The sequence below is a fragment of the Rhodococcus sp. ACPA4 genome (assembly GCF_002300185.1).
GTDB lineage: Bacteria > Actinomycetota > Actinomycetes > Mycobacteriales > Mycobacteriaceae > Rhodococcus_F > Rhodococcus_F globerula.
This window is the reverse complement of the sequence record NZ_NSDY01000003.1, coordinates 257,622-283,532: the sequence shown is the minus strand read 5'-3', so window position 1 is coordinate 283,532 and position 25,911 is coordinate 257,622. Positions and strand designations below refer to the sequence as shown.

At 60.8% G+C, this 25,911-nt stretch carries 25 protein-coding genes and 2 pseudogenes; 21 read left to right on the top strand and 6 right to left on the bottom strand.

Annotated elements, in window-relative coordinates; all coding sequences use genetic code 11:
• The first annotated feature begins 2,429 nt into the window (after positions 1-2,429).
• The 8 genes from CJ178_RS31450 (at position 2,430) to CJ178_RS31415 (ending at position 8,005) form a co-directional block, all read left to right on the top strand.
• The gene (locus tag CJ178_RS31450; RefSeq protein ID WP_095889124.1) at positions 2,430-3,212 is read left to right on the top strand and encodes a ParA family protein; all 783 of its coding nucleotides are present in this window, start codon (positions 2,430-2,432) and stop codon (positions 3,210-3,212) included.
• Positions 3,209-3,547, top strand: a complete 339-nt coding sequence (locus CJ178_RS31445) for a hypothetical protein (protein ID WP_095888952.1) — start codon at positions 3,209-3,211, stop codon at positions 3,545-3,547. Before CJ178_RS31450 ends, CJ178_RS31445 begins: the two co-directional genes overlap by 4 nt.
• Before the next feature lie 417 nt (positions 3,548-3,964).
• Entirely contained in the window at positions 3,965-4,237 is a 273-nt protein-coding gene (locus CJ178_RS31440) for a helix-turn-helix domain-containing protein (protein ID WP_095889123.1), read from the top strand.
• A 155-nt stretch (positions 4,238-4,392) separates the two neighbouring features.
• Positions 4,393-4,608 carry a hypothetical protein gene (locus CJ178_RS31435; protein ID WP_095888951.1) on the top strand — a complete coding sequence of 72 codons (216 nt, stop codon included), beginning with the start codon at positions 4,393-4,395 and terminating at the stop codon, positions 4,606-4,608.
• Between the two features lie 203 nt (positions 4,609-4,811).
• Complete coding sequence (locus tag CJ178_RS31430) at positions 4,812-5,042, top strand: hypothetical protein (protein WP_033236926.1); 231 nt, start codon at positions 4,812-4,814, stop codon at positions 5,040-5,042.
• A complete protein-coding gene (locus tag CJ178_RS31425) occupies positions 5,042-5,341 on the top strand; it encodes a type II toxin-antitoxin system PemK/MazF family toxin (RefSeq protein ID WP_095888950.1) in 300 nt (99 codons plus the stop codon). Before CJ178_RS31430 ends, CJ178_RS31425 begins: the two co-directional genes overlap by 1 nt.
• Before the next feature lie 28 nt (positions 5,342-5,369).
• Complete coding sequence (locus tag CJ178_RS31420) at positions 5,370-7,208, top strand: hypothetical protein (protein WP_095888949.1); 1,839 nt, start codon at positions 5,370-5,372, stop codon at positions 7,206-7,208.
• Positions 7,208-8,005 carry a hypothetical protein gene (locus tag CJ178_RS31415; protein ID WP_095888948.1) on the top strand — a complete coding sequence of 266 codons (798 nt, stop codon included), beginning with the start codon at positions 7,208-7,210 and terminating at the stop codon, positions 8,003-8,005. The genes CJ178_RS31420 and CJ178_RS31415 overlap by 1 nt, the downstream gene beginning before the upstream one ends.
• Before the next feature lie 648 nt (positions 8,006-8,653).
• Here CJ178_RS31415 and CJ178_RS31410 read toward each other — a convergent pair.
• Entirely contained in the window at positions 8,654-9,601 is a 948-nt protein-coding gene (locus CJ178_RS31410; RefSeq protein WP_095888947.1) for a phospholipase D family protein, read from the bottom strand.
• Between the two features lie 1,357 nt (positions 9,602-10,958).
• Here CJ178_RS31410 and CJ178_RS31405 point away from each other — a divergent pair.
• Both CJ178_RS31405 and CJ178_RS31400 read left to right on the top strand, forming a co-directional pair.
• Positions 10,959-11,735: a hypothetical protein gene (locus tag CJ178_RS31405; RefSeq protein ID WP_257013634.1), complete on the top strand. Its 777-nt coding sequence runs from the start codon at positions 10,959-10,961 to the stop codon at positions 11,733-11,735.
• A 105-nt stretch (positions 11,736-11,840) separates the two neighbouring features.
• Positions 11,841-12,332 (top strand): annotated as a pseudogene (locus tag CJ178_RS31400) (RES domain-containing protein); the annotation flags it as partial.
• Positions 12,333-13,061: 729 nt separating this feature from the next.
• On the opposite strand, the gene CJ178_RS31395 reads toward CJ178_RS31400, so the two are convergent.
• Entirely contained in the window at positions 13,062-13,661 is a 600-nt protein-coding gene (locus CJ178_RS31395) for a hypothetical protein (RefSeq protein ID WP_095888945.1), read from the bottom strand.
• Positions 13,662-14,126: 465 nt separating this feature from the next.
• Here CJ178_RS31395 and CJ178_RS31390 point away from each other — a divergent pair, with 465 nt between their 5' ends.
• From CJ178_RS31390 to CJ178_RS33520, 5 genes and pseudogenes are all read left to right on the top strand, one after another.
• Positions 14,127-14,756, top strand: coding sequence for a helix-turn-helix domain-containing protein (locus CJ178_RS31390; protein WP_257013633.1), 630 nt, complete (start codon positions 14,127-14,129; stop codon positions 14,754-14,756).
• Complete coding sequence (locus tag CJ178_RS31385) at positions 14,757-15,401, top strand: RES family NAD+ phosphorylase (protein WP_257013632.1); 645 nt, start codon at positions 14,757-14,759, stop codon at positions 15,399-15,401.
• Positions 15,376-15,681: a hypothetical protein gene (locus CJ178_RS31380; protein ID WP_143547571.1), complete on the top strand. Its 306-nt coding sequence runs from the start codon at positions 15,376-15,378 to the stop codon at positions 15,679-15,681. Before CJ178_RS31385 ends, CJ178_RS31380 begins: the two co-directional genes overlap by 26 nt.
• Positions 15,682-15,827: 146 nt before the next feature.
• On the top strand, positions 15,828-16,034 hold the full coding sequence (locus tag CJ178_RS31375) for a hypothetical protein (protein WP_095888942.1): 207 nt from the start codon (positions 15,828-15,830) through the stop codon (positions 16,032-16,034).
• A 69-nt stretch (positions 16,035-16,103) separates the two neighbouring features.
• Positions 16,104-16,665, top strand: a pseudogene (locus CJ178_RS33520) (protein adenylyltransferase SelO family protein); the annotation flags it as partial.
• Between the two features lie 97 nt (positions 16,666-16,762).
• Here the strand turns inward: CJ178_RS33520 and CJ178_RS31365 are convergent.
• On the bottom strand, positions 16,763-17,635 hold the full coding sequence (locus CJ178_RS31365; RefSeq protein ID WP_095888941.1) for an RNA polymerase sigma-70 factor: 873 nt from the start codon (positions 17,633-17,635) through the stop codon (positions 16,763-16,765).
• Entirely contained in the window at positions 17,632-18,222 is a 591-nt protein-coding gene (locus CJ178_RS31360) for a carboxymuconolactone decarboxylase family protein (RefSeq protein WP_095888940.1), read from the bottom strand. Before CJ178_RS31360 ends, CJ178_RS31365 begins: the two co-directional genes overlap by 4 nt.
• A gap of 567 nt (positions 18,223-18,789) precedes the next feature.
• Between CJ178_RS31360 and CJ178_RS33020 the strand changes: the two genes are divergently transcribed.
• Complete coding sequence (locus CJ178_RS33020) at positions 18,790-18,933, top strand: hypothetical protein (RefSeq protein WP_179300902.1); 144 nt, start codon at positions 18,790-18,792, stop codon at positions 18,931-18,933.
• A 257-nt stretch (positions 18,934-19,190) separates the two neighbouring features.
• Here the strand turns inward: CJ178_RS33020 and CJ178_RS31350 are convergent, their stop codons facing one another.
• A complete protein-coding gene (locus CJ178_RS31350; RefSeq protein ID WP_095889121.1) occupies positions 19,191-20,567 on the bottom strand; it encodes a flavin-containing monooxygenase in 1,377 nt (458 codons plus the stop codon).
• An 872-nt stretch (positions 20,568-21,439) separates the two neighbouring features.
• Between CJ178_RS31350 and CJ178_RS31340 the strand changes: the two genes are divergently transcribed.
• From CJ178_RS31340 to CJ178_RS31330, 4 genes are all read left to right on the top strand, one after another.
• The gene (locus CJ178_RS31340; protein ID WP_095888937.1) at positions 21,440-21,832 is read left to right on the top strand and encodes a hypothetical protein; all 393 of its coding nucleotides are present in this window, start codon (positions 21,440-21,442) and stop codon (positions 21,830-21,832) included.
• 208 nt (positions 21,833-22,040) lie between these two features.
• Positions 22,041-22,187 carry a hypothetical protein gene (locus CJ178_RS33015; RefSeq protein ID WP_179300901.1) on the top strand — a complete coding sequence of 49 codons (147 nt, stop codon included), beginning with the start codon at positions 22,041-22,043 and terminating at the stop codon, positions 22,185-22,187.
• Positions 22,188-22,529: 342 nt separating this feature from the next.
• Entirely contained in the window at positions 22,530-22,979 is a 450-nt protein-coding gene (locus tag CJ178_RS31335; protein WP_306453228.1) for a hypothetical protein, read from the top strand.
• 121 nt (positions 22,980-23,100) lie between these two features.
• A complete protein-coding gene (locus CJ178_RS31330; protein WP_257013630.1) occupies positions 23,101-23,841 on the top strand; it encodes a zeta toxin family protein in 741 nt (246 codons plus the stop codon).
• A 132-nt stretch (positions 23,842-23,973) separates the two neighbouring features.
• On the opposite strand, the gene CJ178_RS31325 is transcribed toward CJ178_RS31330, so the two are convergent.
• A complete protein-coding gene (locus tag CJ178_RS31325) occupies positions 23,974-24,387 on the bottom strand; it encodes a helix-turn-helix domain-containing protein (RefSeq protein WP_095888934.1) in 414 nt (137 codons plus the stop codon).
• Between the two features lie 373 nt (positions 24,388-24,760).
• On the opposite strand from CJ178_RS31325, the gene CJ178_RS31320 reads away from it, so the two are divergent.
• Positions 24,761-25,006 (top strand): hypothetical protein, encoded by a 246-nt coding sequence (locus CJ178_RS31320; protein ID WP_095888933.1) that lies wholly within the window; start codon positions 24,761-24,763, stop codon positions 25,004-25,006.
• The last annotated feature ends 905 nt before the right edge of the window (positions 25,007-25,911 follow it).

Here is a 25,911-nt window from a genome sequence, read left to right as displayed (position 1 = left end):
TCCCGGGCGGCTGAGCGGACCTCCAGATATCGGAACCGCAATTCCCGGCGCTGCCGTTTCGCCGCCGAGTATCCGCCGTCCCAGGTTCCGTCGGCGACGACTGTCGCTGACACCCTATCTAGAGGTGGTTCTTTATCTTGTGAAGTTCTTCCGTTAGGAAGAACTCACCAAAGCGCAAGTGCGCGAACACAACCGCGAAGCAAGAAACCTAGCAGCGGCTACGGTTATCCTCGGCCGCTCCAACTTCAGCGAGCAGCCGCTGAACTCGTCAAGCATGCGCCCGCTCTCGCGCCGCCTGGCCATATCGGCGCGGTTTGCGATGTGTTGAGTCGTGCAGGAATCGATCACACTCGTTGGACAGGTCGCGATATCGCTCGAACGCTTTCCCGCGATACCAAGGAACGAGGTTGGATCTGGCCCACAGCGGCCAGCCTCACTTCTCCCTTGGCATATCTCAAATACAGGATTAGCGGGATCGATTGGGCCCGAGAATCACCCAGTGAGCAGCGTAAAGCTGCAGATCTGGCGAGACGAAAGGAGCAAAAACAGTTCGAACGAACACAGCAGCGACGTACTCGAAGTGCCGCAAGTCCTGAACATCGGGCGCAGGCGTTAACCGATATTCGTGCGAATCTGAGCGCAAGCCTGCGGCTACGGTGAAAGTTCGTCCACCGCGTCGTGTACTCGCGCAAGGACAGCGTAAAGCTGAATTCGTGGAGTAGGAAGAAATTAGCGTTGAGCTGCCAAAATCTGCCAGTTTGGGTGGCTTTCGGTGACGGTTCTTGTGCTAAACGGCTTGAGGTGTTTCCAGTTCGGTGGCGCCGTGGCTACGTTTCTACATCACAAGTTTTGTGATTGCGAGAGAACGTGGAGCGGAAGGTTTGTATGCCGTGCGTTCGTGATGTCGACTCGTCAGCGGTGATCGACTCGGTGGGTTCCGGTCTGCGCGTCCGGCGTATTGACGGAGGCCAGAGTGTCGTCGTTGTCTTTTGGTGTTCGGGTTAGGCGATTGCACGCAGCGTGGATGTAGTCTTCCGATCGCCGATCCCGTGGGAGTACTTGCGTCGTTTACGTGGTTGTGGCATTTATGTATGACGCGCGGACGCGAAGCATTGCATGCGTAAAGCACTGCGCCTGCTGTGCGGCACGTCTTAAGATGGCGTTTTTGCGTGCTCGAACGGTGATCGAAGTGGGACCCGCGTCTACTCCCCTCGGCGCTACTGTTGGAGGGACGCACTCCGCGGCGGAGACTTCCAGATTCTGATAGCAGTTTCCCGCTGAGACTGTGTGGATCCGCGATCCTCTGCGGAGGCCGTTGGAGATGAGATTTTCGTGCTCCCCTGGGTGCGCTAGATATGTCACTGTGACGTTTTGAGTAGGGATGGCAGGACTGTGTCGAAGTCGGTGTAAATACGTATGTATTGTTCTAATCGGCCGATCAACACGTATTCCGGACATCTTTGGCCATCGCGGCTGTGGTGACTGGGTCGCGCAATAAGAATCCCGCCGCAATTGACTCCCCCGCTCCGGCTGGTTCCGGCGTTCGGGGCGTGTGTTATGCAAGTCGACGTTGTATCGATCCGCCGTGCGAGCCGTGAGGATTAGCCTGCTCGAACCGGTCGATGGACTCGAATATCAGTGTTCTCCAGGACTTCTCGTTCAATCGAATCGGGCGATCGACCGGTTCGAGCGACCTGTTTATAGCTTCATTCCGCAGTTCGAGCTGGTTGATCTTTGCTGTGTAAATCGAAGAGGCCGGTGATGTCGCCTTGGCTGCGCCGCGAGTCCCACTCTTCACATCTGGTGCGTGCATTGCGTCTGCTGCGTGCAGTGTCAGTATGAATGGGCTGCGTTCGACAAATGGAGGTGTTTTCGTTCCGCTGCAATGCACGTCCGGAAGTGCGGTGTTGGAGGACTGATGTGTCGGATCTTGGGTGTAGATCGGATCTTGTAGATGTGGAAATATCTCTACCTGGGCATATGTAGTGCGTGCATTGCGTGCAATGCGCGCGGACCGTATGTCCATTAGCTTGCCTCCGTGTAGTGCATGCCTTGTGTGCAGTCGACCTGGAGTGATGAATGCGGGGCGTGCGTGTAATGCGTAGTGTGCGCTGAATGCATGCATAGCATGCAGTGCGCTGTACGTATAAGTTGCATAGCTCGCGCTACATGCATGCCACGCGCTTAGTGCTAAGCATGCGTTGCTCTCAATGTGAGCGCGACACGCACGCGTTGCGATGCGTACACAAAGTGCAACGCACGCGTGTTATGTTGTGCGTGCAAAACGTGCATTCATAGCCATTCGTGCAAGTCTTGTCCATAACGCAAGCATGACGTGCAATGCATGCAACGCTTTACTTACATGCATTGCGTTCGGTGCACCCGACGCGCGCAATGCATGCGTGAACGAATTCGACGAAAGGTCCGCAATGCAGCCACGCAAAATTGCACTGGGTAACCAGAAGGGTGGCGTCGGCAAGACGGCGTCAACGCTCGGATTGGCCAGCGCTATAACGGCGGTCGGCGGTAAAGTGCTCATCGTTGACATGGACCAACAGGGAAACACCACCAGCGGATTGGGTGTCGAACTCGAAGACGGAATGCTGACGGCTTACCACCTTATGAACCAAACCCGGGAAGGTATTGCGGCCGAGGCAATCGTTGCTACACCGTGGGACGGGGTTGACTTGATTCCGGCTGACGAGGAGCTCGGCAAAATTGAGTCGGACGGATCCAACGATCTCGTGTTTCGTCTTGATGTGGCATTTGAAGGGCTGGATCTTTCGCCTTATGACGCTGTGCTCTTCGACTGCCCGCCCAATATGGGCAAGGTCTTGTTTGCGGTCCTGATTGCGGCAGACGGTGTTGTAGCTATTACCGAACCCACCATTGACAGTGTTCGTGGTGTTCAGAAGCTCGAGCAGACCATCGACACCGTCCGTAAACGCGCTAACCCGAAGCTTGCGTTCGACAAGATTGTCATCAGCCGTAGACGCGCGACGGGGGAGCATGATTTTCGCGAGAACGAACTTCGCGAAACCTACGGTGATCTAGTGGCGAAGACTGTCATTCCAGAACTCGCTGCCCGACAAGATGCGCATTCCAATCACACACCTATCCATCAGTTCAAGGGAGGGAAGGCATTGACGCTCAAGCTTGCGTACTCGGATCTCCTCGCTGAGCTGCCTGTCGAGATTGGGGCGACGGCATGAGTGTCAAGCGTGAACCGGCGATCCGTAAGACTCATCCTGCGGAACTGATCCCGGAACGGCCGCCGAGGGGCGAATCGGCAGTTGCCTCAACGACGCAACCTTCCGTGGCGTCTGTTCCTGTTGCGCCGGCCGCGGTTCAGCCTGTGGGCTCTCATGGCCGCAGGGAGGGGGAGAAGCTCTCGATGACGCACAACACCCGGATTAAACCCTCCACCAAGGACCGCCTCCGCCGTGGTGTCGACAAGTTGCGATACGAGACGGGCGATCGTGAGATTAGCGAAGCGTCGATGACGGAAGCTGCGTTGGATGAATATTTGAACGCCAGGGGTCTGTAAGCCGCCACCCTGATGATGCGTGCACGGCGTGCACGCAGTGCATGCATTATTTGTTCGCTCTCCCGTGCCGGGGATCGCACATAGAACTAGCCGGGAGACTGTGCAGACGTGCAACTCTTCACGCGCGAACCTCGTACGCCATGTGCACCAGGTCATTCCCGCCACTGCTGGGCGAGTGTGTTCACATGCACTCACCTGCATCGGCATCGGCATCGGCATCGCGAAAATTGTGTGGATGTGGAATCGCCGCACACAGGGAAGAGATGTCGATTTGCCTCTTTCGCCCTGAACTGATGGCCGGGATAGACGCTGTCACATTGCTCGTGCAGAAACGGGATCAAGCCACAGAACCCGATCAGTGCATTGTTGTCCGAGACCGGGCTTCATCGTGATGATCGCAACCGACAGGAATCCGACATGACTGAGCCAATCAACGACCTGCGACAGGTTGCCGATCCCGTGCGTACGCGTCGGCGGCGTCAGCGGCGCGCAACGATCACGAAAGCGAACATCCTCGAAGCCGCTGCAAGATCATTTGCTTACAACGGTTACGCCGCAACGTCACTCGCCGACTTGCTGGCCGCGTCCGGGACGACCAAAGGCGCTGTGTACTTCCATTTCGATTCGAAGGAAGCAATACTCGGGAACTCGTCGCTCACTGGTCGGCGGCGCTTACGCACGCGTCCGTAGCCGCGTACGACTTGCAGCCGCCTTCCGTCGCCCAGATCAGTTCATTTTTTGGGGACCTTGCAGCGAGCGTCGCGGTCAGTTCGCTTGCCCGTGCGGGACTTCGACTCACCACCGAATCCGGGATCGACGGGGCACGAGAGACATTTACTCAGTGGATGGATATCACAAGCAGTCTCGTCGATGCAGCAATCGCATCAGGACAGCTGCCCGACAATTCCACAACGCGGCAGCTGTCGTGGAACCTGTGCGCGGGGTTCATCGGGACCGTGAACATCATCCGGGTTCTCGGGGATACCGGCGATTTCACCGCTCGCATGCACAGTTTGGTTACTGTGCACCTGGCTGCATGTACGGCCGCGGAATCAAGCTGACAGTTTCGTTGGACGAAGGCGCTGTAATTATAAGGTGAGGCTGTTATCGCAGCGGATCATCGGTGCAGGGCATTGGTACGTTTTCGCTGGGCGGTCAGGGTTTTGGTTGGTTCCCTGTCGACGCTGGCGGCTTGGTTGCCGTCCGGTCGTGCACGTCAAGGGAGTGGGATTCAATTCGGATCCCACTGCGGTACCATTTCGGGATGTCACAGATTTCCATCCGGCTCCCCGACGAGATGGTGGCGTACCTCGACGGTGAAGTGAATGGCCATCGCGCATCTTCACGTGCAGCATTGGTTCTGAGGGCGCTCGAGCGGGAGCGTCGCAGACAGATTGCAGCGCGGGATGCGGAGATTCTAGCCAAGGTGTCGAGCGAGGACGATATGGATTCTCTCGCAACGCATGTGGATAATTTGTCAAGGGATTTGGCCTGATGCGGCCGATTCATGAAGCGAAACTCGACAAGGTTCGTCCCGTGCTCGTCCTGACACGGGAAGTGGTGCGCCCGCATCTGAACCGGGTGACTGTTGCACCGATCACCACCATCATCCGCGGGTTGTCCACCGAGGTGGCTGTCGGACGTATGAACGGCCTGGACGGGGATTCGGTGATCAGTTGCGACAGCATCACGACTATCCCGGTGAGTGCGCTCGGTCCGGGAATCGGGTATTTCTTTCCAGCGCAAGAGGAATCGCTTACTCGCGCGATTCGCGGCGCGTTCGATCTCGAATGACAACCATGACGACGGCACGGGGTGGAACATGGCACTGAAGAAGGGCGAGCAGTTCGCTCTGTTCGACGTTGAAGTGCCCGAGCCGGCTCCCGCGGACGTGCAGGCTCACGAAGCGTTGCAGCCCTCGCTGTTCGATGTTGTCGAGGGCGAGTCGGCCGAACGAAACGCCGAACTAGCCGACGCGACAGTCGAACCCACAACCAACGCTGCCATGGTTGATGACTCGGAACTTGACATCTCAGAAACCACACCAGCTGAGCCTCTACCCATTTCACTGCCGCCGGCAGGTGAGAGTGCTGACGGACATGCCGTCATCGTGACGGCAGCGGGGACGTACACACCTTCCGGGCAGGTCCTCACCGGACCGGTGGACTCGGTCGAAAAGCTCGACAAACTGATTCGCTGGGCGACGCTGACACCTCTCGGCGCTCCAGCTCAAATATGGGTCGTCGGAATCGACGCTTGTGAGATGCTCGGCTGGGCCATCGACCCTGGCAGCGAAGACGACGTCGAAGATATGGAAGTTCTCCGCACGCGCGCTGCAGCCGAATTGACCGGTGTTTTGCAGGCCACGTTGAATCCGATGCTGACCGCCGGGTGGGAACTGCGCGGAGATCCCGGCCACGTCGTTCATCTTTCTCGTACGACAGGGAAATTCACGTCGATGGTCGATATCGTCATCGAGCCGTATGTGTGGACGTACTGGAACAAGGATTTCGGTTGGGGAAACCGAGTAGGGGACATGGGAATCCTCGGATCACCCACCGCTGGAACGTATCTCCCTGACGACGACCTGCCTGCAGCCCGCGAGCTTGGGCGTCGACTCGCTTGGTGCGCAGAGCATCTCGGTGTTCTGCCAGGCCCCACGCCCGCTCGCACCGGAGCAGCTGTCGTCGACAAGATCAAACGGGAACGTACCCGCAGCGGGAAGGGGATCGTCGTCACTGCGGCGGGGCCGGTGCCACCCCTTGATGGTGAACATCGTGGTGATCTCGAGCCCGCTGTGGGGTGGACGCGCGTTCCCGATCCGGAAGAGCTCGACGGCGCTGCTGTGCTCGTGTCGATCGACCAACGCGCTGCGTACCTTGCGTCTGCGGGAATGCTCGAATTCGGTTACGGGAAACCGCGCCATTTTCGCGCCGAGGCCGCTCGCGCTGCCGCGGGGGAAGCGAAAACTCCGTTCGGGCTCTGGCGTGTCACCCTGCCAGCGGGGAATATGCTCGCGCTGCCGGACAAAATGCCATTACCGCACCCGCATATGCTGGCCGATCAACCGGTGCACACGTGGGTCACGACTGTCAGCCTCGATGCATTCTGTGCGCCTGTCGCCGACGGCGGTATCGGCGCCGAACTCGACGAACTCGACATCACCGAAGCCTGGGTATATCCGGAACAAGGACGGGCCCTGGACAAGTGGGCCAAGATTTTGCGCGAAGCCCGCAAAGTAGCGGTCGATACCGACGATGCCGCCATGAAACGGTTCCTCGGCTCTTGCTACAAAGGGTATATCGGACGAATGGTCAACCCGGACATGTGGACTGCGAAACAGATGCAGCATCACCACCAGCCGTTGTGGCGGGCGGCGATCATCGCGCACTGCCGCTGGCGGGGCCGCCGCGTCGCGATGCGCATCGCCCGTGAAACCGGCCGGTGGCCACTACGTACCGTCACCGACTCCTGGGTCTACCCACTGCCCGAAGGCATCGATATAGCCGACGAGAGTGATGCTTTGGGCAAGATGACGCTCGAAAAACGCGCCGCTCTCACCGACGATCTGGTCACCGCTCTCACAGATGCCCGCGATACACACGAGATCAATCTCGCGATCAAGGCAGTCTTTACCGACGAAGATGAAGGAAACAACTAGTGGCACTGCACCTTCCGAAGCCACGAACGAAGCAACCCGCGCAAAAGACAGTCGGCCTGGACGGCCTCAACGTTTCCGTCTCCACCGCCGCGACGAGGGGGATCGAAAAATCCAAAACCGTCAAAAGTGGAGGACTGGCGGGATTGACCAGCAAAGTGTCGATCCGGCAGATTCGCTCGGAGATCGGTAACGACGGATTGCGCCAAGCAGCGATCGATGCCGGCAGGACGCCGCCGTCGGATCGAACGTTGCGGCGGTGGGCGCAGAAGGGACGGATCCCGCACCCGGAGGTGTTCGAGCGTGCCCAACGCCGGGCTGCAATCGAGCGTCTCGGGGGAATCGATGCTGTCGCACAGAAAATCGGCCGTTCCCGCTCGGCGGTCTCGCGGTATCGGTCGGGGGGGACGAACGAACTGCGTGCCGATGCGAAGAAGAAACTCAAAAACGTCAAAGCCCGCGACATCATGGACCGTGCCGGCGTCTTGCGACCCGATGGACAACCGAAAAAAGCAACCATCCGAGTTCGTGGGGGAGTCTCGGTCCGTAACGGCTCCGAAGATGGCTATGACTATCGCGTGCGCACCCTGGATTTCGCCAACTCCGAGAGTCCTTTCAGCCTCGACGAAACACGAGAACTCGCTGCAGCTTTGGCCAACGACGACCACGCCCGTGTGGTGGCCATTCTCGAACGTCATGCGACGATGGACTATCCGGAGAACAAGGGCTTCGACCAATACAACGATGCCTTTGGGTTCCACTTCGATTCCATCGAATCCGTCCACATCGACTGGACTTAGATCTGGTAGCGCCCATCGAATCTTCGGCCAGGATGATAGGGCGAGTGAGCCGAAATCATCGTCGTCGCTGAGATGTTTCTCTGGTCAAGATGATTCGAAATTCAGACGCCAGATCGTGCGGCAGGAAGGTTTGTTCGTTGAACCGGAATCGCTTCGCGCGTCATTGGCACTGTGAGAGTCGATTCGATTGGTTTACAGAGTTGTCCTCTGTTTGCCTTATCGCGTTCGGTAGTGGATGACTGGGCCCCGCGGTCGGGGCCCAGTCACGACATGGTGTCGAGCCTTTCCCGAGGATGGGATGCGAGTTCGGCAGTCCCTTATGAGTTGGCCGTCGTCGTCAAGGAGTCTGCCAGACTGAGGTTCTGAGCTTTCTGTTACTACGCCCAGTATCTGGTGACGACGGTGGCCGGTTTGAGCGCCGCGAGCACGCTGGAGGCTGAGCTGAGACGTCGGTGGGTGTTGCGATGAGCGGCGCAATCTGTCTGTGGAGAGTGCCAGCAGTAGTCGAGGGGGAGGCGATCTCGTGTGAGGTGGCCAGCAGTGTGGACATTCTACGTTGGTCGCGGTGTAGGCGGTCGTCTTCAATGTCAGGAAATAGTAGCGTGATCGATCGATACTCATTGTAAGACAGTGGCATTGGCTGGTAGATCAAAGGTCCCAGAAGTCGAGTAGTGCTGTTCGCAGGCTAGGGGAGCGGACGTGGTGGTCGGTTCGCAGTCTCGACCCTGGGTGTCCGAGTTCGGTGAGTCGACTCTCGGAATCTGTGAGGGGGAGCGGAGACAGATCGGTTCGGATACGGAGGAAGTGTAAGACTGCGCCGCCTGCGTGCGGGATTCGGATTGGTTCGGAGACTACAACTGCCGGCGGGTAAATCCACTCGTTGTCGACAGAGACGAAGACGATCACGTCGCCGCGCTTGATGCGGCTGGGTTTGTCGATGCGCAGCGATTCAAGTTGGTACTTTGCCGTCGGTCCGGCTGTGGTTCGCTTCCGTGGTTGCTGCTCGTCCATTATGTGTTGTTCGGTGGGGCTGAGCTTGTAGTCGACGACGTGTTTGATGAACATCCGGGTGAGCGGTGAGGGCAGAAAATCGGCTTCGAAGTCGTGGACGCGACCGCTGATACCGGGGATTGGTACGGCGCGGCCGATTTCCCATTCCCGGGTGGCGTTGTCGATAAATACTTGATCGACGTCGGTGATCTCGTCGATGTTGTCGATGAACGTGCGGACCTGGGAGAGGATATTGGGATCGTCGGTGATGATGACGGCATCCTGGGCGAATATGGAGTTCACGGACGCATTCGCCGAGCCGATCACCGCTAGTCGGTTCGTGGCGATCACGTTGGCATGAAGAGTTGGCGATGACAGGACCCGTACATCCCTGCCGAGGTAGTACGCGAGAATGGCAGGGGAGGTGGCATGTGCGCGAAGTGCCGCTTTGGAAGCGTTGACGATCAGGACGTCCCCGGCGCGCAGCGGAAGTAGTTCAGGTGCTTCCAGGCCGAGATAGGCGATCGCGGCCAGGCGTGCACCTCGTGTGCGGATAGCGCGGGTGATGTGCGGCCACGGGTCCGGGCCGTGGAAGGTTGTCCCCATACTGGAACGGTAACGTGAGAGTCAGGGGAACTAGGTCGTTGGCTGTGTCCGTTGGGTCGGTTCGGGTGTGTTCTGCATTTGCATCCGTGCAGATTCCAGTTCACGTTCTGCAGTATGTTCGGTGATTTCAAAGGAAATCGAAGACATACGGGTCGCGCATTAACTGCGTGCTGAGTGCGATCACAGTTTCCGGACGGAGGATGATCCTGGAGTTTTGAGAGTGTCGCACCGGTTCGGCGACACACGCCGCTGTTGTTCTGATTCTGAAGTACGTTGCGGGACTGGTAGTGCTTGGCTGTTGTTCCGGCACACCAGCCCCGGTCGGACTGATCGCCCAGTTTGTCGAGCAATACCGTCACATGGTCCACGGCATTGGCCAACGGGTTGTTGGCCAATTGCGTCCCTGTTCCAGGTACTCGCGATCTGCCGCGAGGATTTCAAGTTGGTCTTGAATGAATCGAATGCGTTGCGCCGCATAAGGGTACGCAACGCAGGTACGAACGACGCAGCATCGTCACTAGGTGCATCGCAGTGGAAAGTCGTTCACGGACCGAGATTTCGCCAATTTCAGCGCTAGCAGGGCCCAGAGGAAGTGCGATATGAGGGTCCAACCGGTGAGGTTGTCCACCGGCGAACATCGGCAGGAGACGTCCGCCCATGCGCCCCTCCGGGGGCTTCGTCGGCAACGAACTGGCAGCTTGCTTGCGATCCGCTCGCACCCCTCTCGTTGACCCTTTCAGTGTTCAGCTGCAGCAACCTTGGGATTGTGTTCGTTGGATGCGTAAGCTGTTATTGTTGTGGCGCTGTCTGTTTCGCTGTTTTCATATTTTCGTGATCTGTTGGGCCGGTTGCATTTACCTTTGGTGTTTCGGTGACTATCCTTTCTTATCGGTAATTATCCAAAAAAATGGATATACGCATATTCCCGTCGTGGTGGGAGCGTGCCACTCCGAGGGAACGCAACTATCTTGGCGACGATCCACTCTCAGTGGGGATCAGCCGCGGTCGGCGAAGGTCGCCGAGGCGATGGGATCGACTGCCTCGGGAACAAGTGAGGTACGCGATTCAGCGATTAAACGTGGTCTGGTCTCCTGAGCGTGGGCGGATTGCGTTCACGGTTCCGGGAATGGTCGATTTCATTCGGCGCCAGCAGTTGGATTGACAACAGACGAGCTGCGCTGCAGGTGGGCGCAGGTCGGGTAGTTCGTGTCGGCTGGAGTCCGAAGGATGTCGGTGCATCTCGGCGGTGTCGCGGGGGAGTGGGGCTGGTGGTGGATGGTGACGGGGTTGAAGCAGGTAGTGGATGCTACGTAAGTAACGGCATACTATGATGGTGCATACGTAGCAGGGAGTGCTCATGGTTACGAAGAAGATCGCCCCACATCAACGTGCCGTCAAACTTGCCGGTCACCGCACCAGTCGCGTTGCTACGACTGCCAGGTACCGCCATGTAGATCGCACCGGTACCGCCCTCGCCGACGAGTCCCGGTTGGCTGCAACGCAGCGCGATAGGGGGAGCGCAGCTGACCGCATCGATATCGCGAATGATGAGCGTGGTGGCCTGTCGAACCTCTCGACACCGGAATTGATCGACGCCGTCGCCTCCGAGCTCGCGGCGCGCCCCGAGATGCACCTCGTCCGCAACCACGTCACTGCGCTGCTGGCGATGGCACCGACATTGACCGATCGCACGCAGGCAAACCGCATCGGCGCAGACCTCGTCGACGATGCCGTCGAACAAGCCGAACTCGAAACCCGAGCGCGTCGCCATATCCTCGACTATCCGATGCTGACTGCAGGTCAGGTCGCGGCCGTTTTGCGGCGGCCGGAATCGGACCGCACCGTTGCATCGCGATTGCGAACCACCGGCAAGGTCGTCGCATTGCCTATCGGCAACGGCTACCGGTACCCGGAGTTTCAGTTCGACGACGTGACCGCGTCGGTGCGCGAGGTCGTGGCCACGGTCAACGTGCTTCTCGGGGCGAGCGCTGACCCGTGGGGAGTTGCCTCGTGGTGGCTGACACCGTCCCCGCGACTGCCCAAGGGGCAAACTCCGGCCGATCTCGCGATCGATCCCGACCCTGCCGCCCATCGAAAGCTCGAACGACTGGCCTCCGCAGTGCGTGCTGACTGATGCCCGATATAGAACCACCAGCCGGAGGCCTCTTCCGGCCGGCTCACCGCAGCACACTGGCCGCCGGCACGACGGTGTGGCGAGTCCACAGCAGCCGCCGCAGCGCGTTGGCCCCCAATCCCACGGCGCAACCGGACGAGCTTTCCGGTGGCCGATTCGACTCACTCGACGCCTGCGTACGCCTACCTGTACATCGCCGACAGTCCGGACCGAGCGATCGCCGAAACTATCTGCCGGGATCTGCCTTTGGACCCGACTGTCGCGAGGATCGTGCCGGCCAGCGCGGTGACGGGTCGCACCTTGACCGCCTTGACGCTCACCCGCACCCTTACCGTTGCGGCACTGCACGGCCCGCACCTGTCTGCGGTCGGGCAGGATTTGTGGTTGACCAAATGCGAAGCGCGACATTACGTCACCACGCGCAAGTGGGCACACGCGATCCATGCTGCCGACCCTGCTCTCGGGGGACTCGCGTACCGCCCTCGGCACAACGAGGACACTCTCGCGTGGGTCCTGACTACAGATCCGGCCGTCATATTGCATCCTGCACTTGCAATCGATTCGTCTGTCGCTGCACTGTCTCTCGATCGTGGCTGAGGCCGCGATCTGGTAGAACGCATCGTCGCCGATCACAGTGCCATTCTCTCCTCAGCATGAGCGCATGACGCTATTCGCCTGCTCGGCGCATTTGGCCGATGTGGCGGACGTGGATCCCCGCCGCCGCCCTTGTTTCACCCGCCAACGTCAAAGTGTGCGCGGGCAGCGGTCGTTCTGGTTCGTTTCGGAATGCGATCTCAGCGCTTGGCGACGCCCGAGTGCATGCCCGGAGAAAACAGGCGCGAAAAACAGACGGGTACTCCGTGCCCTAGCGCCCAAACACATTTACTTTGAAGATATTTGGTCTACACACTCAGATCTCACCGTAAGTCAAGATCGAAGAAATGCGGGACCGGCGGGCGTCGAGTGGGACGACCACGATGCTTTGGGCGTATCAACGCGCCCGGGTGGTGATTGCGCAGCATCGCTTCCCGCCCGAGACCGAGTACGCGTGAACAGGGTCGGACGGCAACTATTTTTGGCCCGGATGAAGGTTGCGCGCGTTGATGTCTGGAGCACCCACCGGTGATGTTTCGGCTAGTGCATCGACAGATCCAGACGCGCCCCTGGACGAGAAATGGCGCGAGGTGGATTTTCGATCCACTACTCGCACCGCCGTGGACAGAGTAGCACTGGTGTCGCTGATGGAAGGTCGGCAGAGACCGGGTGTGAGACAAGGAAGGCGGTTGCTGCGATCGCGGGTGGGCAATGGGCGCGGCGGGCGGGTTCCTACCTGTTGAGGTGGTCGGCGAGTCGGTTGATGGGGCGGGTGACGATGGTCAGATTCGTAGATTGGTGTTCTCCGGTGATGTGTACGCCGGCGCTGACGTGGACGTGCGCGTCGCCGTCGATGGCGACTGTGGTGGTGTCGGTAGCCGCGATGCGGGTATGTCCGGCGGCGTGGACGTGGCAGTGGCAGTGCGCGAATACGATGGCGTGCTCGTCGGCCCGGATGTCGGCGTAATCGGTTCCGACGATGCGGCTTTCCCCGTGTGCGTCGACGGCGGCGGTGTCGAATGCTTCGACGTGGGCGAAGTCGTAGGCGCTCACGCGGGCGTGGTGGGTGGCTTGGAGGAAGCATCGGCCGGCGGCGATGATGGATCCGCCGGTGACGGCGGCGCAGGTTTGTCCGGTGATGGTGACGTCGACGCTGTCGGGGATGTGTCCGAGGTCGAGCCATTGGTCGGGGCCGGAGTCGATGATCAGTGTGGTGGCGCCGGCGTCGAGGTGGCGGGTGTATTCGTTGTAGCAGTGGACGATTGTGGGGCGGGGGCGCTCGGGATGGTGCCGGATGCGGCGGCGTTCGAGGTGGTCGATGGGTGCGTTCATGAATCGATATTGCCTGTGTCAGTCCAAGTTCGGGTGTTTCTTGGCGGGGTGTCCGGTCACGATGTGACTACAGCATCGCGGCCGTGGAGATGTCGAGGTGGCACCCGTTCGCGAATTGGTACGCGTGCACGTCGTGTCCGCGATGGTCGGCGCTTCCACGACTCGAGTACGGAGGTCCCGGGGATGGGGGAGCGGACGTGGTGGGCGGTCCGCAATCTTGGATGTGGTCTGCGACTTACGTCGGTCACAGACGGGGCGGCCGTAGACTCCTGCCGCGGTTGTAAGGGGGGTCTGACGGCGGTGCGGTGTTGGCGCTGCTCTCTGCGCCGGGGTGAGCGTGCTGGGTCCGGGGAAAGTTCCAGGTGTGCGGGGTGTGGGGCCTTGTGGGGTTTTCGATCGGTGGCGGTCGACCTCCCCGCGCGCTATCATTGATTTACGCGCGAAAATCAACGAAAGGATATGGAGATGTCGGACGCAGCGACCAGCAGCACCAGAGACCGCTTCCTGCACGGTGATCTTCCCTTCGAAGACGCACTGAAAGAGGTCACCGGTACCGACCTCGACCGAAGTCATCTCTGGCATATCCTCGAAGGCCTCGCCTCCGAACGCAGGGCCGCCGCGCCGGTACTTTCTGCCCACGACGCCCGCATTCTCGACGATGCCGGGTTTGTCGCTGATCCGTTGGCGGCGGCGTCGGCGCGGGTGGACCGCGATATTCGTATGCAGAACCTGGTGCACGAATCCTTCTCCATCCCGGACGCCGCCGAGCGGCTCGGCGTCACGCCGGCGCGGATCCGCCAACTCCTCACCGAACACAAGCTGTGGGCGTTCACCTCTGGTCGAAACCGGTTGCTTCCGCCTGCCCAGTTCACCTCTACCGGTCACGTGCCGCACCTCGACCGGATCGTTCCTCTGCTCGAGGGCGACATGCATCCGTTGTCTGTGCAGGCGTTGTTGACCACGCCACAGCAGTCCTTGATCGTCGAGGGAGAGCCGGTGTCGATCGTGGCGTGGCTGACGGGGTGCGCCGGAACCGACGACGACATCAACCAGGCCGCCGATGTGATCACCTCGTCGCAGTGGGAATCCGCATAGATGGCGGTAATGCTGCCTGCGCCGCCGTCGATCGAGGAACTCCGCGATGCGGGAATTCTTCCCGACGAGATGATCGAGTGGAAACCCGGCGACGTGGTCTGGCGGGTGCACCGCACCACCGGCCCCCACGTCCTTGCCTGGAACGGACTTCGCACCTTCGGGCCGGTCCTTCGGTTCGATCACCATCCGCTCCCTCCGGCCGATCGGACGAAATACGGAATTTGGTACGGCGCAAACAATCCCCGCGGCGCACTGGCCGAAGCATTCCAATCCTCACGCACCATCGACCGGCGGCACTGCGAACCGTTCCTGACAGGCGTGAAATTCGTGCGCGCACTGCGCCTTCTCGATGTGTCCGGAATCGGCACCGGAGTGTGGGCAACCCGAGTCGGCGGGAACCATGCGCTCGATTCGGCAGCGCACCGCCGAACCCAACACTGGGCCAGGACAATTCACCGTACCCATGACGATCTTGACGGAATCATCTACCGGGGCCGGTACGCAGGGACCGTGTGCATGGCGTTGTTCGAACGCGCCACCGGCGCATTCCCCGCTCTTCCCGAGTTCTCGCAGCCGTTGAGTCATCCGGGGTTGGCCGACCGCATCTACACCGCGGCGCATGAACTCGGTTACACGATCATCTGACATGGGTGGTCAGCCGCGCCGAGGACGTGGACAGCGCCTATCGCCGGCATTTCTGCTGATGTGCATCGAACGATCAGAGATCAACATTCACAGGCTGGCCAGCCTGCCTGACGGAGTCGACACCGGCGCTGTCGAAGCGACCATCGGCGCTATGCCCGATCGCACCGAGACTCCCATCCTCCGTGTTCCCTGGCGCGGCGCCACGGCTCGGGATCGAACTCCCGAGGATGTGGACCAGCAGGGTGTGCGGGAGCGGCTTGCCAACGATCGGAACGGATAGGCGTTCGTACACTGCAGCGCGGGGTTTACCGAGGAAACCGGGCTTTTCTTCGTCCGGTGGCGCGCCGCTGTCCGGATCGCGGCCGGGGCCGCATACTTGGACGCGGGCGTGAGATCGGCTGGACTGGCCGGCAAGTCGGATTCGCGATGCCCGCCGGCTTCACTCGCTCTTTCAGCGAGCAGATCGGCCGGACTCGCAGCGACTACGCACGCGGAAACGGTCACATGATGCCGGTTCACGTCGACGAGAGCCTCGCGCACGGCGTCGCCGTCCTGCCCGAGGACGCGGGCACTGGTCGGACGGTACGCGGGAATCGGCGGGATCTGCCCTGGCCGCGGCGAGGATCTCGATAGTTTTCGGACCTGTTCCTTTTAGTTCAGATCGAGATGCAGTTGTAGTGCTTTCTCGAGTGCGGTGCGCGGATCGGGGCTCATGGTCGGAGTCGAACTCGTCGAACACGGCAAACCATCGTCATCGAAAACAGAAACCTCTATCACGGCACCAAAAACACCGTTCAACTCGACGGCGCCATCGAACCAATCGGTGGAGCTACTCTCCGGCGCCGCGGCGATGACATCACCATAGCGACATGGGGCGCAATTCAATACGAAGTCATCACTGCCGCAGAGAAACTCGAAGAAGAGGACATCTCCGTCGAAGTCATCGACATGAGATGGATGCGGCCATTCGACGTCGACACCGTCGCAGACAGCGTAACGCGCACCGGGCATCTCATGGTGGTCCACGGGGCGGTTGTCGGCCCGATGCTGCGCGAACATCTGGTCGGTGAGGCGATGTATGCCCTCGGTATCCCCACTACGCGCGCTGTCGGTGGTGGCGACGAGCCGGCCCGTTCGCCGCAGCGGCGCCGAACCCGGTGCCGTGCTCGCGTGGATTGCGTCCAGTGACCTGCGAGTGGGGACCCTTGAGTACGCGGTCAGGCAGGGCGAGGCCTTGCATTCGCTCGCCGATCAACTGGCAGCGACATGTTGATGGGGAGCCAGTAGGGCGGCGCAACTCGCTAGGATGCACGTTGTTTCGCCGTCGGCATTGAACGAAACGATCCGCGAGAAGGCCTGCCTCAGCGACTGACAGTGGCCTCCTGCATCATCCGGGAGAGCTTCTCGGGATTCCGGACAGTGTAGATCCCGCTGACTAAGCCGTCTTCGACGCGCATTGAGACCACACTGTCGAGTTCTCCGTCCAACCAGATGATCAGCGCGGGTCCGCCGTTGACATTGGCCAGTTCGGCGGTCATACCGGCACCCCAGCCGGCCAGACCGGCAGCAAACAGTCGAGCCACCTTGTCTGCGCCCGACACCGGCCGCGGCAGAGCTTGCTTGATGCCGCCACCGTCACCCAAGGCCACGACGTCAGGCGCGAGTATGTCGACCAGGTCGTGGAGGTCGCCAGTCGCTATCGCCCGCTGGAGCGCCATCAGGGCCTTCCGTGTGTCGGCGGGGGAGATGATCCCGCGTGGCCGCCGCGCGGCGACGCGTTCCCGGGCGCGGTGGGCGATCTGGCGTACCGCGGTGGGACTCTTGCCCACTGCCTCCGCGAGCTCGTCGTACCCCAGGTCGAACACCTCGTGGAGTACGAACACAGCCCGCTGGGTTGGTGTCAGCGTCTCGAGTACGAGCAGCATCGCTGTGGACAGGCTATCTGCCAACTCGACGTCGTCGGCCACATCAGGAGTGGTCAATAGCGGCTCGGGCAACCACGGTCCGACGTATTCCTCGCGTCGCCTTGCCAGCACCCGCAACTGGTCGAGCGCCTTCCGGGTGACGATTCGGACCAAGAAGGCTCGCGGGTCCCGGACATCGGCCTGGTCGACGTTGATCCATTTCAGCCAGGCCTCCTGCACCACGTCCTCGGCGTCGGCAGCGGACCCGAGCATCTCGTACGCGACTGTGAAGAGCAGTCGGCGGTGGGTGATGAACGGATCTCCACTCATGAGGTGGAGACTACGGGCTTCGGGGCCGCGAGCGGTCGCAGACCACACGATGTGGCGTACTCCTCTGAGTGGATACCAAGTGCGACGTTGGACCGTGCGGAGAGGTTCATGAAGGCGACCTTGGCGGTCAGCTCAATGAGCGCCGGCGTCCCGAGCTTTTCGCGCAGCGCAGCCGACATCTCGTCAGTGACGGTCGGCGAGGTCTGGCATATGGCCTCGGCATACTCGAGAACCTGTCGCTCGAGCGGGGTGAACACATCAGATTCCCGCCATCTCGGTATTTCGCGCGCCTTGGCCTCGTCAAGGCCTTTGTTGTGGGCCGTGAAGTAGCCGAAGTCCAGGCAGAAGCTGCAGCCGATCTCGGCGGCCGCGGCCATGGTGGCGAAAGTCGCCAGGTTGCGGTCGAGCTTGTCCCACTTCTCCGTCCTGCCGCCGAACTTCATCATGTCTTTGAAGACGGCAGGGTGATTCCACAGTGTCTCGGCGCTTTCCGGTACGCGACCGATCATCTTGCGCATCATCATCTTGATCAACCCTCCGTAGATGCCCTTGATCTCGGTCCGCGGAATGCGGGTTGTGCTGGTCATAATCGTCTCCTGTCATTGGTGGTTCAACATGAAGACGCTGGACATCGGCGATTTGTGACAGTCCCGCCACCTAACAAGCACCAAGGATGCGATTCGTTTGACTGCACGGACGGGCGCAGTTCATCGTCGGTGGAGGTCGGTGATGGTGCCGGTAACTTCGTCGGGTGACTTCTCTGCCATGAAGTGTCTGAGAGACTGGAGTCGGTAGTCCAGGTCCTTCGCTCAGGGGTTCCATTTCCAGGTCGTCGAAGCCCATCTCTGCGCCCCAGTCCTGCTGAGTGACGGTGACAAGGATCGTCAGTGATGATCTCGTATCATGCTGTATAACAACAGATTCTGTGTCCAGGCCAATATACGGGTAACTCGCCGAACTGGTGGCTGCACAGGTCGCACAGTTCGCGAGATTGACCGCACGTACCGCATGCCATGATCGCCGAGTTGGAGCACCAATTCGCGGAGACTCACGAATTCCTCGAAACTGCCGTTGTTGAACGGCTGAGTAGGTCTGTCCGAAATCCTTGCGCACCAAGGCGAGCTCAAATCCGTTACTGCGCAAGGCCGTTTGCGGTGGCGGCTCCGGCACTCGGAGCCGGGGTGGCGTCGACGATGTGGGGGACCGTTGCCGGTGTCTCGGCAGTGGGGGGTGTGCTCTGCGTCGTCGTGGGGTACCTTGCCGGGCGTGCCTCTCGTCGAATCGGGGCATTCAACTGAGTTATCGGCGGAATTCTGGCTGTTCAGGGCCGGGAGGAAGCTGATCCGTGTAGTCAGTCCGCTTACGATGCCGGTGGTGCCCGTATTTCACCCGGAGTGCAGGCGCTGCAAGTATTCTCGCAAATCGGATCCGGCTGCAGCAGTTGTCAATCGCCAAGCTGGTCGCTCTTTCATAGTTAGCAGATCCGGCGGCTGTGAGCGACGAAGCGGAGAGATTGTGGCGACCAATCGTCATTTCCCCGAACGAGTATGGGCGATCAGCGCAGGGCGTGGGCGCGGTGCGCGCCTCGTTTGCGTTCGCGGGTGAGGTCCCACAGGTAGTGGTCGAAGTCGACTTCCATGGTGTGCCGGGGGGAGGTGTAGAACTGTTTTTTGTTGCGGTTGTGCTCGGTTGCCATCTGCTTACGGATCCGGGCGTCGGACGGCGGAAGGTATCGGCCGGTGAGGATGTCCGCGATCCAGGCGCATTGCGCCTCGGCGAGCGGCATGACCGCGCCGACCGGTTGTAGGAGTCCGATGAAGTACAGGCCCGGAAGGTCCGGGTGCACGGTCCGCTTCCACAGCGGAAGATCGTTGTCGCGGGCGCGAATCAGATCCGGGTCCAGGAACGGGAAACTGACCCGGTAGCCGATGGCCCAGACGATCAGGTCGGCTCGCGTGCTGTGTCCGTCGGTGAAAACTACTGTGTTGCCGTCGAATCGGTCGATGCCAGGGCGTGGGATGATCGCGCCGGCATCGAGTCGTGCGCGTAGTTGCTCGGATTGCACCGGGTGCGACTGGCTCGGCTTGTGCGTTGGCCGGGGCAGGCCGTAGCGGGTGAGGCTGCCTGAGGCGACGGCACCGAGCCGCAATCTGGCTCCGGTAACCCACCATGGCATCCATCCTGGCAGTGCGACTTGGTCGGCTGCCCTGCCGAAGAGCATCTTGCGCAGTACCCACTGGCTGCGCCGCACGGACAGGGTGGTGCTGCGAGCGACTTTCGATGCTTCGACGGCGATGTCGAGTGCCGAGTTTCCCATACCGACGACGACCACGTCGCGGTCGGCGAGCTGGTCCGCATTGCGGTAGTCGTGGGCATGGATCTGCGTTCCGCTGAAGGTGCCTGGGTAGGTGGGTTCTGGCCAGCGCGCGTCCCAGTGGTGCCCGTTGGCAACCAGGACGGCGTCGTAGGTTTTCGTGTGTTCACCGGTGGGACCGTTGGTGCGCACCGACCAGGTGCCGTCGTGCTCGCGTCGGACGTTCTCGACGGTGGTGTCGAAGGTGATGGTGTGCCGGAACCCGAAATGGTCGACGTAGGACTCGAAGTAGGCGTGGACCTGGTCGTGCCGCGCGTACGGCGGGTAGTCGGGTGGCATCGCGAAATCGGAGTACGCCATGCGTGGACAGGAGGTGTTGATTTCCAACGTTTCGTAGCAGGCGGACTGGCCGTTGGGGTTGTCGTAGACCCAGTTGCCGCCGATCGTGCTGCCTTTTTCGAAGCAGTCGAAGGGAATGCCTGCGGTATACAGCGCTTTGGCGGCGGCGATACCCGATGATCCGGCGCCGATGACGCACACCCGGGGGAGCGCGGTGTCTACCGGCACAGGTGAACGCACCGGCGGCGCGCGATGTCCAGGTTTGACCAGGTACGCCACGATAACCATTCTGTCAGAAGCGCAGTGCGGGGTGTAGGGGCGATTCTGTCGTGGGAGCGTTGTCGATGTGGACCCCCGAAGCGGTCATTGAAGCAACGGGGATCGGACCATCATCATTCGGATTGCGTGCACGACACAGGTGAGCCGCTAGCCATGCCGAGTTGGCCCTCATCACGTGGTTTCCGGTGATGAGGGCCCGGCGGGGCGGGTCGGTACGGGTGCGGTAGGAAATGCGGCACTGAGGCATCGGACCGCGCGGGGTTCGGAGGTTACGAGGTAATTCCATTCTTGGTCGGCGGAGGCGAGGGTGACCTGATCGCCGCGTGTGATGCTGCTGGGTTTGTCGATTCACAGTAATCAATGATTGTTCGTCGTAAACCCGGTCCTTAGGGCTGCGACAGGCGAAACCTGACGGTGCCCCGATTATGGCAACGAGCACGGTGAAGCGAGCATGCAAGTGCTGCGTCTATCCAATGGACGGGTCGATGGACTCCCGCACAGCCGGGCCAGTTCAGTGTCGCAAGGCCGACTGCATTGACGGAAAGGGCATTCTGAAGTTGACAAAGTTGACGCAGAAACGGTGGTCGATATGGAAACCCTGATCGAACAAGAGCGCAAACTTATGGATCTGCTCACCCGCCGTGCCCACAAGTCCTTCGCCGCCGCACGCGCCGCCGGCGTCCCCGCGGACGTCTTCGGCGAATCGCACACAGGTACAGCTTTCCGATGTCAGTGACCCTTACATGGGTTGAGGTGATGTGGACAGCAATAGTTTGTCGGCCCGTTCCAGCGATTGTCGGTGCCAAATGAGTGTTGTATTGATGGCGGGTTTCTCGGATGTGATCTGCCATGTGATTAGGAGGTGTATTTACATGACTACGGCGCATCCGAGGCCTGATCTCGCTGCCTACAATCTTGCTGCCCGCATGACGCAGGCAGAACTGGTGACCGCCCTGCACGAGATGCTCGGCGCTCGCCTTGTCGCATATCTCGGGAAGGTCAAGGAAACACGAGCGGTTCGTCAGTGGGCGGAGGGCACACGAACCATCGGCAACGACACCGATGTCGAACGTCTCCGTATCGCGTACCGTGCGGCGAAGCTGATCACTGCCCGTGACACGGCTGCGGTCGCGCAGGCGTGGTTCCAGGGTTTGAACCCGATTTTGGATGATCGTGCACCTGCGCTTCTTCTGCGTGATGGTGATCTGGCCGATGTCGGGCCTCAGGTACTTGCTGCTGCACGTCAGTTCGCTGCTGTCGGATGACCTCGGTTGGTCAAACTTTGACGTCGCTTGGTGCGCTGTCGTGCTCGTATGTCGCCGGTGTGAGAGCTCATCGCATCGGTTTCCGTCCCGCGCCATGGGAGTGGACTCCCTGCCCTCGACCCGACCGTTACGAGGTGCCGAGGCCGCTACCCCGTGAAGTCATCAAGCTTGGGGTGATGCTTGCAGTGAAGACTCTCCAGGATTAGTCATGATGGACTCGACACCGCAAGGCGCTGCGCATGTCACTGACGCGCGGATCAATGCAGCGCGGACCAAGTTGATCATCGATAAGAAGTTGAAGAGGACGTCGAAGCCTCAGATCGAGAGATTGGCTCAGCTCAAGACCCAGTGGTGAGCGGCGCCTCATCGCTAGCTGACTTCTCAATGCCCGGCCGGCACTGTTCGGCCGCATCTGAAAATAGCCAACGCCGTCCTGGTTCCGAGGCGGCGTTGGCGTTGTCTGTAGGTCCTTTGCTCTGAGGCTGTCATCGCCTGCCGGGGGCACAACTCCGGCTGATCTTGCGCTCGGCCTCGACCGTGTCACCCGTCGAAAGCGTGAACGGCTTGCCTCCGCGGTGTTGTCTCAGCTGATGCCAGCTGCGGAACCGCCGGGGCATCAGTCGGTGGGTGTGGGGAGATGGGTATCACCCACCAAGGTGATACTATTTGGTATAACTGCAGTTGGAGGGAGATGGCGATGACCATCGATTACGGTATCGAGCGGGATCTGCGGGCTATCCCGGCGGAGAAGGAACTGCTGCAACTGAAGCTTTTGCGTGCGGTGGGCAAGGCGACCGGCGAGAACGTGCCCCAACGCACGATCGCTGTGATGCTCGGTGTCGCGCAACCCGAGGTGAGTCGGATCTTGAAGAAGTTGCGCCTCAATCCTGCCGCTCGTGATCGGAGTCCGCGTGAGGTGATGCTCGAACATGCGGCCGGCCGTATCAGTCACGAACAGATGATGAAGGAACTCGGCAGCTGGGACTACACGTTCGGTCACATCGCCTCCGATGACCCGATCGGTGAATCGTATGTGCGTGGGTCGTGGGATCAGATCGAACGAGCAGGAGAGCTTCTCACTGACGACGATCGCCGCGCCCTGTTCGAGGCCACAGCCCAGGGGCGTGCGCAGGCGAATGCACTCTGAACTATTGGAGGCGGTCGCAGCTCAACTCGAAACATTGTGTATCCCAGGTCAACCGTTGGACAAGAACGGTCCTCGTTCCTCGGCCCGCGCCCGGGACGCAGTATCGCGCAGCAGAACTCGCATGGACATCGTCGAGATGTATCTGTCCGAGCAAATCGACGTCGCTGTGGGGCGGCAGTTCTTGGCGCTCGCGACGGCTGGGCCGCCGGCTGCGGGAAAGAGTTCGAGTATCGAACGCCGGGAGTTGGCCGGGCAGGGGTGGCGTGTCGTCGACGCGGACCGAGTCAAAGATTATCTCCTGCGCGATGCACTCGATCAGGGCTTCTACGACGACCTTCTCGACCAGGTGCTGGCAGACGGTCACCGGTTGATGCCGCGTGAACTCGCGACGCTGGTGCATACGGAGTCGACGGTCATCGTCGATGCTATTACTGAACGTTGCCTCGGGATCGGTGAAAACGTCGTGTTGGAAGGAACATTCAGCTGGCCGGGGCTCGGTCGGCGATTGCTTGCCGAGCTGGCGGAGGCGGACTATCAGAAGTTGACGATTCTCGATGTCGAAGCGCCGGTTGATATCACGAAGGCTCGGGCCCTGAGCAGGTGGTGGCGGGGCCGTGAAACTGCAGCGCGGGGCGGTGACGATTTCGGGGGGCGATTCACGCCGGCGTTCGTCATCGACGCGCTCTACGATGAGAGCAGTGTGGCGACGATCTGTGCGCGCAATGCTCGCGCGGCGTTCGATGACCCTCTCGCCGCGGACATTCCTACCGTGGAGTTGCTGATCGAGAACTGGGGCGGCGACGATGAGACGTGGGTGAAGGAGAACGGACGTGTGGTCTACCCCCACACCGTCGTCATATGAGCGGTAGTACCCCTCTCTGTCGGTTCTCGAAGTGTTGACGTGATTGTTGTGTTGTTGTCAATGTGTTTGGAGTGCAGTTGTTCTCGGTTGCGATAGAGGTCACGGCCGACTGTCCAGGGCGGTGACCACCGGTCAGTAGTCCAGGCTTTCGTCATCTTCAAATGCGCGCAGTTCCCGGAACGCAGCCCGTTGCTGTTCACGCATCCGTTCGCGGTATGCCAGTACATCGCCGGCCCTCAGTCGAGTGCGGGAGCCGACCTTGTGGGCTGGTATATCCCCGCAGCGGATGAGCTTCATCAGGACGGGGCGCGAGATGTCGAGCATGTCCGCAGCGTTCGTGGTGGTGAGCTCATCCGGGATCGAACCGAGTGTGACGGTCCCGCCGGCTGCGACGATGCGCATCACCTCGGTGAGGATGCTCGCCAGCTCCGGTGGAACCGCGGACGCGAGTGCCGCGGTATCGACTGCTCGGGCTTGTGCGGCTGCGGTATCTGTCACGGTTAACGTGGTTTTTCCTACGCCGCGATCGGTCAATGTTGCATTCATCGCTTCAGGCCTCCCTGTACAAGACCTACCGAAGGTGGCTGCAGTTACAAGTGCAACCAGGTCTCGGGTGAGGTTCGCGCTGATGTGAACACGCTGATCGGCCGACAGCGGTGTGCAGCGCGCGCTTGGCGCGCTAAGTGCTGCAGAAACCGGCATCCGCGACTGCTATCGGGTGAAATGAAACGCCAGGCAATGCCAATAGAGCCTGTGAATGGTCGCGAAAGATCCTCGTATCCGATGCTTGGATACGGGCAAACGGCCAGGCCGCAGAGCGTTGGGACACTTCACTACGCGCACCCCTCGCTACCAGAAGCTCCGTCGCGAGTGTGTGAAGGATGGTGCGCGAGTGGAGGTGGTCGGGGAGAATCCGAGGATGAACGAACAGAACGGCGAAACCAATGCGGCGACGGGTGTTGGCTCTCGGGTCAAGGTCACCGTGCCTGGTCCCGGCAGCGGCGGCGTGGCATATACCGGTGTGGTGATCGAGGACTACGCGAACATGGTCATCGATTCGGAGTCGGTAGGGCGCGATTGGGCTCCGGTACATCGGTGGGCTATCGCCTTGGATGACGGAAGGCTGGTCTTTGCCGATGACGACGATCTTGCGGCAGCTGACTGATGGATTGCTCGGGCTCATGCAGTTGTTCTCGTCGAGAGTTGCTGCCGTATGTGCTGCATGATTTCGGCACGGGTGTGAGCGGCCGCGATGTGTGAATTCCGCTCGTGCGCCTCGCGCTGGCGTGCTGCTTGCTCGGCTAGGCGAATCCGGTCGTTGTCGCGGGCACGTTCGGCAGGGGAAGGGCCTGACCAGTCGATCTGATGGTGCTGCGGGAGTCGGTGACTCCGCGGCCGGTTTTACTTTCGGCGTGGTGGCCGCAGGCGGCGCGTGAAGAGGGACGGTCGGCTATCACCGGCGCGGTGAGAGCTTGCGCGCGTTGATGTCTGGAGCGGCGTCGAATCCGCGTGCAAGTCAGGCCCGTAACCGTGCATGCCGGTGAATCATCGGGTCGGGCAGTGGTCGTGCAGTGTCGCCGAGCGGTTAGGGCGATGGCGTGTGTTCGAGGAGCGCGGGATCGCCGTCCACCCCGGCTGGCACCGGGAAGTAGGTGTGGTGAGTGTTCGGGTCGATTCCACGACGTGAGCTTCGTCGGCACGCTGACTCTCGGTGCGATCACCAACCCCGCCGTCTGTCGCTGGCTTACCCCCGCATTCTCAAGCTGGGGAATGCCGCTGTGGATCGCCGACGTCGTCGACTCCAGGCGCATGTCTCGGTGAGGCGAGCGGGGTCGAGGTCACCCTGCACATTAGTGGGGAGGGTGTCTCGACTTTCCAGGTGACGCACCGCGGTAGCTACGGCGCGATAGGCAGGCTCGGTGCTCGTTTCCCGGTCGACCCGAAGGATCACGCGTACATGATAATTCGGTGATCCGCAGTCGTCTTGAGCCGTCTCCGTCTCCGAGCCGCCCACATGGGACGCGTCTCGGTTACCAGCGTCAGCGCTGGGTTGCGCGGGGAGGGGTTCGT

Excerpts from the sequence above, each read along its gene's own strand:
- CJ178_RS31450 (WP_095889124.1), top strand. The coding sequence starts at position 2,430 with ATGCAGCCACGCAAAATTGCACTGGGTAACCAGAAGGGTGGCGTCGGC.
- CJ178_RS31445 (WP_095888952.1), top strand. The coding sequence starts at position 3,209 with ATGAGTGTCAAGCGTGAACCGGCGATCCGTAAGACTCATCCTGCGGAA.
- CJ178_RS31440 (WP_095889123.1), top strand. The coding sequence starts at position 3,965 with ATGACTGAGCCAATCAACGACCTGCGACAGGTTGCCGATCCCGTGCGT.
- CJ178_RS31435 (WP_095888951.1), top strand. The coding sequence starts at position 4,393 with ATGGATATCACAAGCAGTCTCGTCGATGCAGCAATCGCATCAGGACAG.
- CJ178_RS31430 (WP_033236926.1), top strand. The coding sequence starts at position 4,812 with ATGTCACAGATTTCCATCCGGCTCCCCGACGAGATGGTGGCGTACCTC.
- CJ178_RS31425 (WP_095888950.1), top strand. The coding sequence starts at position 5,042 with ATGCGGCCGATTCATGAAGCGAAACTCGACAAGGTTCGTCCCGTGCTC.
- CJ178_RS31420 (WP_095888949.1), top strand. The coding sequence starts at position 5,370 with ATGGCACTGAAGAAGGGCGAGCAGTTCGCTCTGTTCGACGTTGAAGTG.
- CJ178_RS31410 (WP_095888947.1), bottom strand. The coding sequence starts at position 9,601 with ATGGGGACAACCTTCCACGGCCCGGACCCGTGGCCGCACATCACCCGC.
- CJ178_RS31405 (WP_257013634.1), top strand. The coding sequence starts at position 10,959 with ATGGTTACGAAGAAGATCGCCCCACATCAACGTGCCGTCAAACTTGCC.
- CJ178_RS31395 (WP_095888945.1), bottom strand. The coding sequence starts at position 13,661 with ATGAACGCACCCATCGACCACCTCGAACGCCGCCGCATCCGGCACCAT.
- CJ178_RS31390 (WP_257013633.1), top strand. The coding sequence starts at position 14,127 with ATGTCGGACGCAGCGACCAGCAGCACCAGAGACCGCTTCCTGCACGGT.
- CJ178_RS31385 (WP_257013632.1), top strand. The coding sequence starts at position 14,757 with ATGGCGGTAATGCTGCCTGCGCCGCCGTCGATCGAGGAACTCCGCGAT.
- CJ178_RS31380 (WP_143547571.1), top strand. The coding sequence starts at position 15,376 with ATGAACTCGGTTACACGATCATCTGACATGGGTGGTCAGCCGCGCCGA.
- CJ178_RS31375 (WP_095888942.1), top strand. The coding sequence starts at position 15,828 with ATGCCCGCCGGCTTCACTCGCTCTTTCAGCGAGCAGATCGGCCGGACT.
- CJ178_RS31365 (WP_095888941.1), bottom strand. The coding sequence starts at position 17,635 with ATGAGTGGAGATCCGTTCATCACCCACCGCCGACTGCTCTTCACAGTC.
- CJ178_RS31360 (WP_095888940.1), bottom strand. The coding sequence starts at position 18,222 with ATGACCAGCACAACCCGCATTCCGCGGACCGAGATCAAGGGCATCTAC.
- CJ178_RS31340 (WP_095888937.1), top strand. The coding sequence starts at position 21,440 with ATGACTACGGCGCATCCGAGGCCTGATCTCGCTGCCTACAATCTTGCT.
- CJ178_RS33015 (WP_179300901.1), top strand. The coding sequence starts at position 22,041 with ATGATGGACTCGACACCGCAAGGCGCTGCGCATGTCACTGACGCGCGG.
- CJ178_RS31335 (WP_306453228.1), top strand. The coding sequence starts at position 22,530 with ATGACCATCGATTACGGTATCGAGCGGGATCTGCGGGCTATCCCGGCG.
- CJ178_RS31330 (WP_257013630.1), top strand. The coding sequence starts at position 23,101 with ATGGACATCGTCGAGATGTATCTGTCCGAGCAAATCGACGTCGCTGTG.
- CJ178_RS31325 (WP_095888934.1), bottom strand. The coding sequence starts at position 24,387 with ATGAATGCAACATTGACCGATCGCGGCGTAGGAAAAACCACGTTAACC.
- CJ178_RS31320 (WP_095888933.1), top strand. The coding sequence starts at position 24,761 with ATGAACGAACAGAACGGCGAAACCAATGCGGCGACGGGTGTTGGCTCT.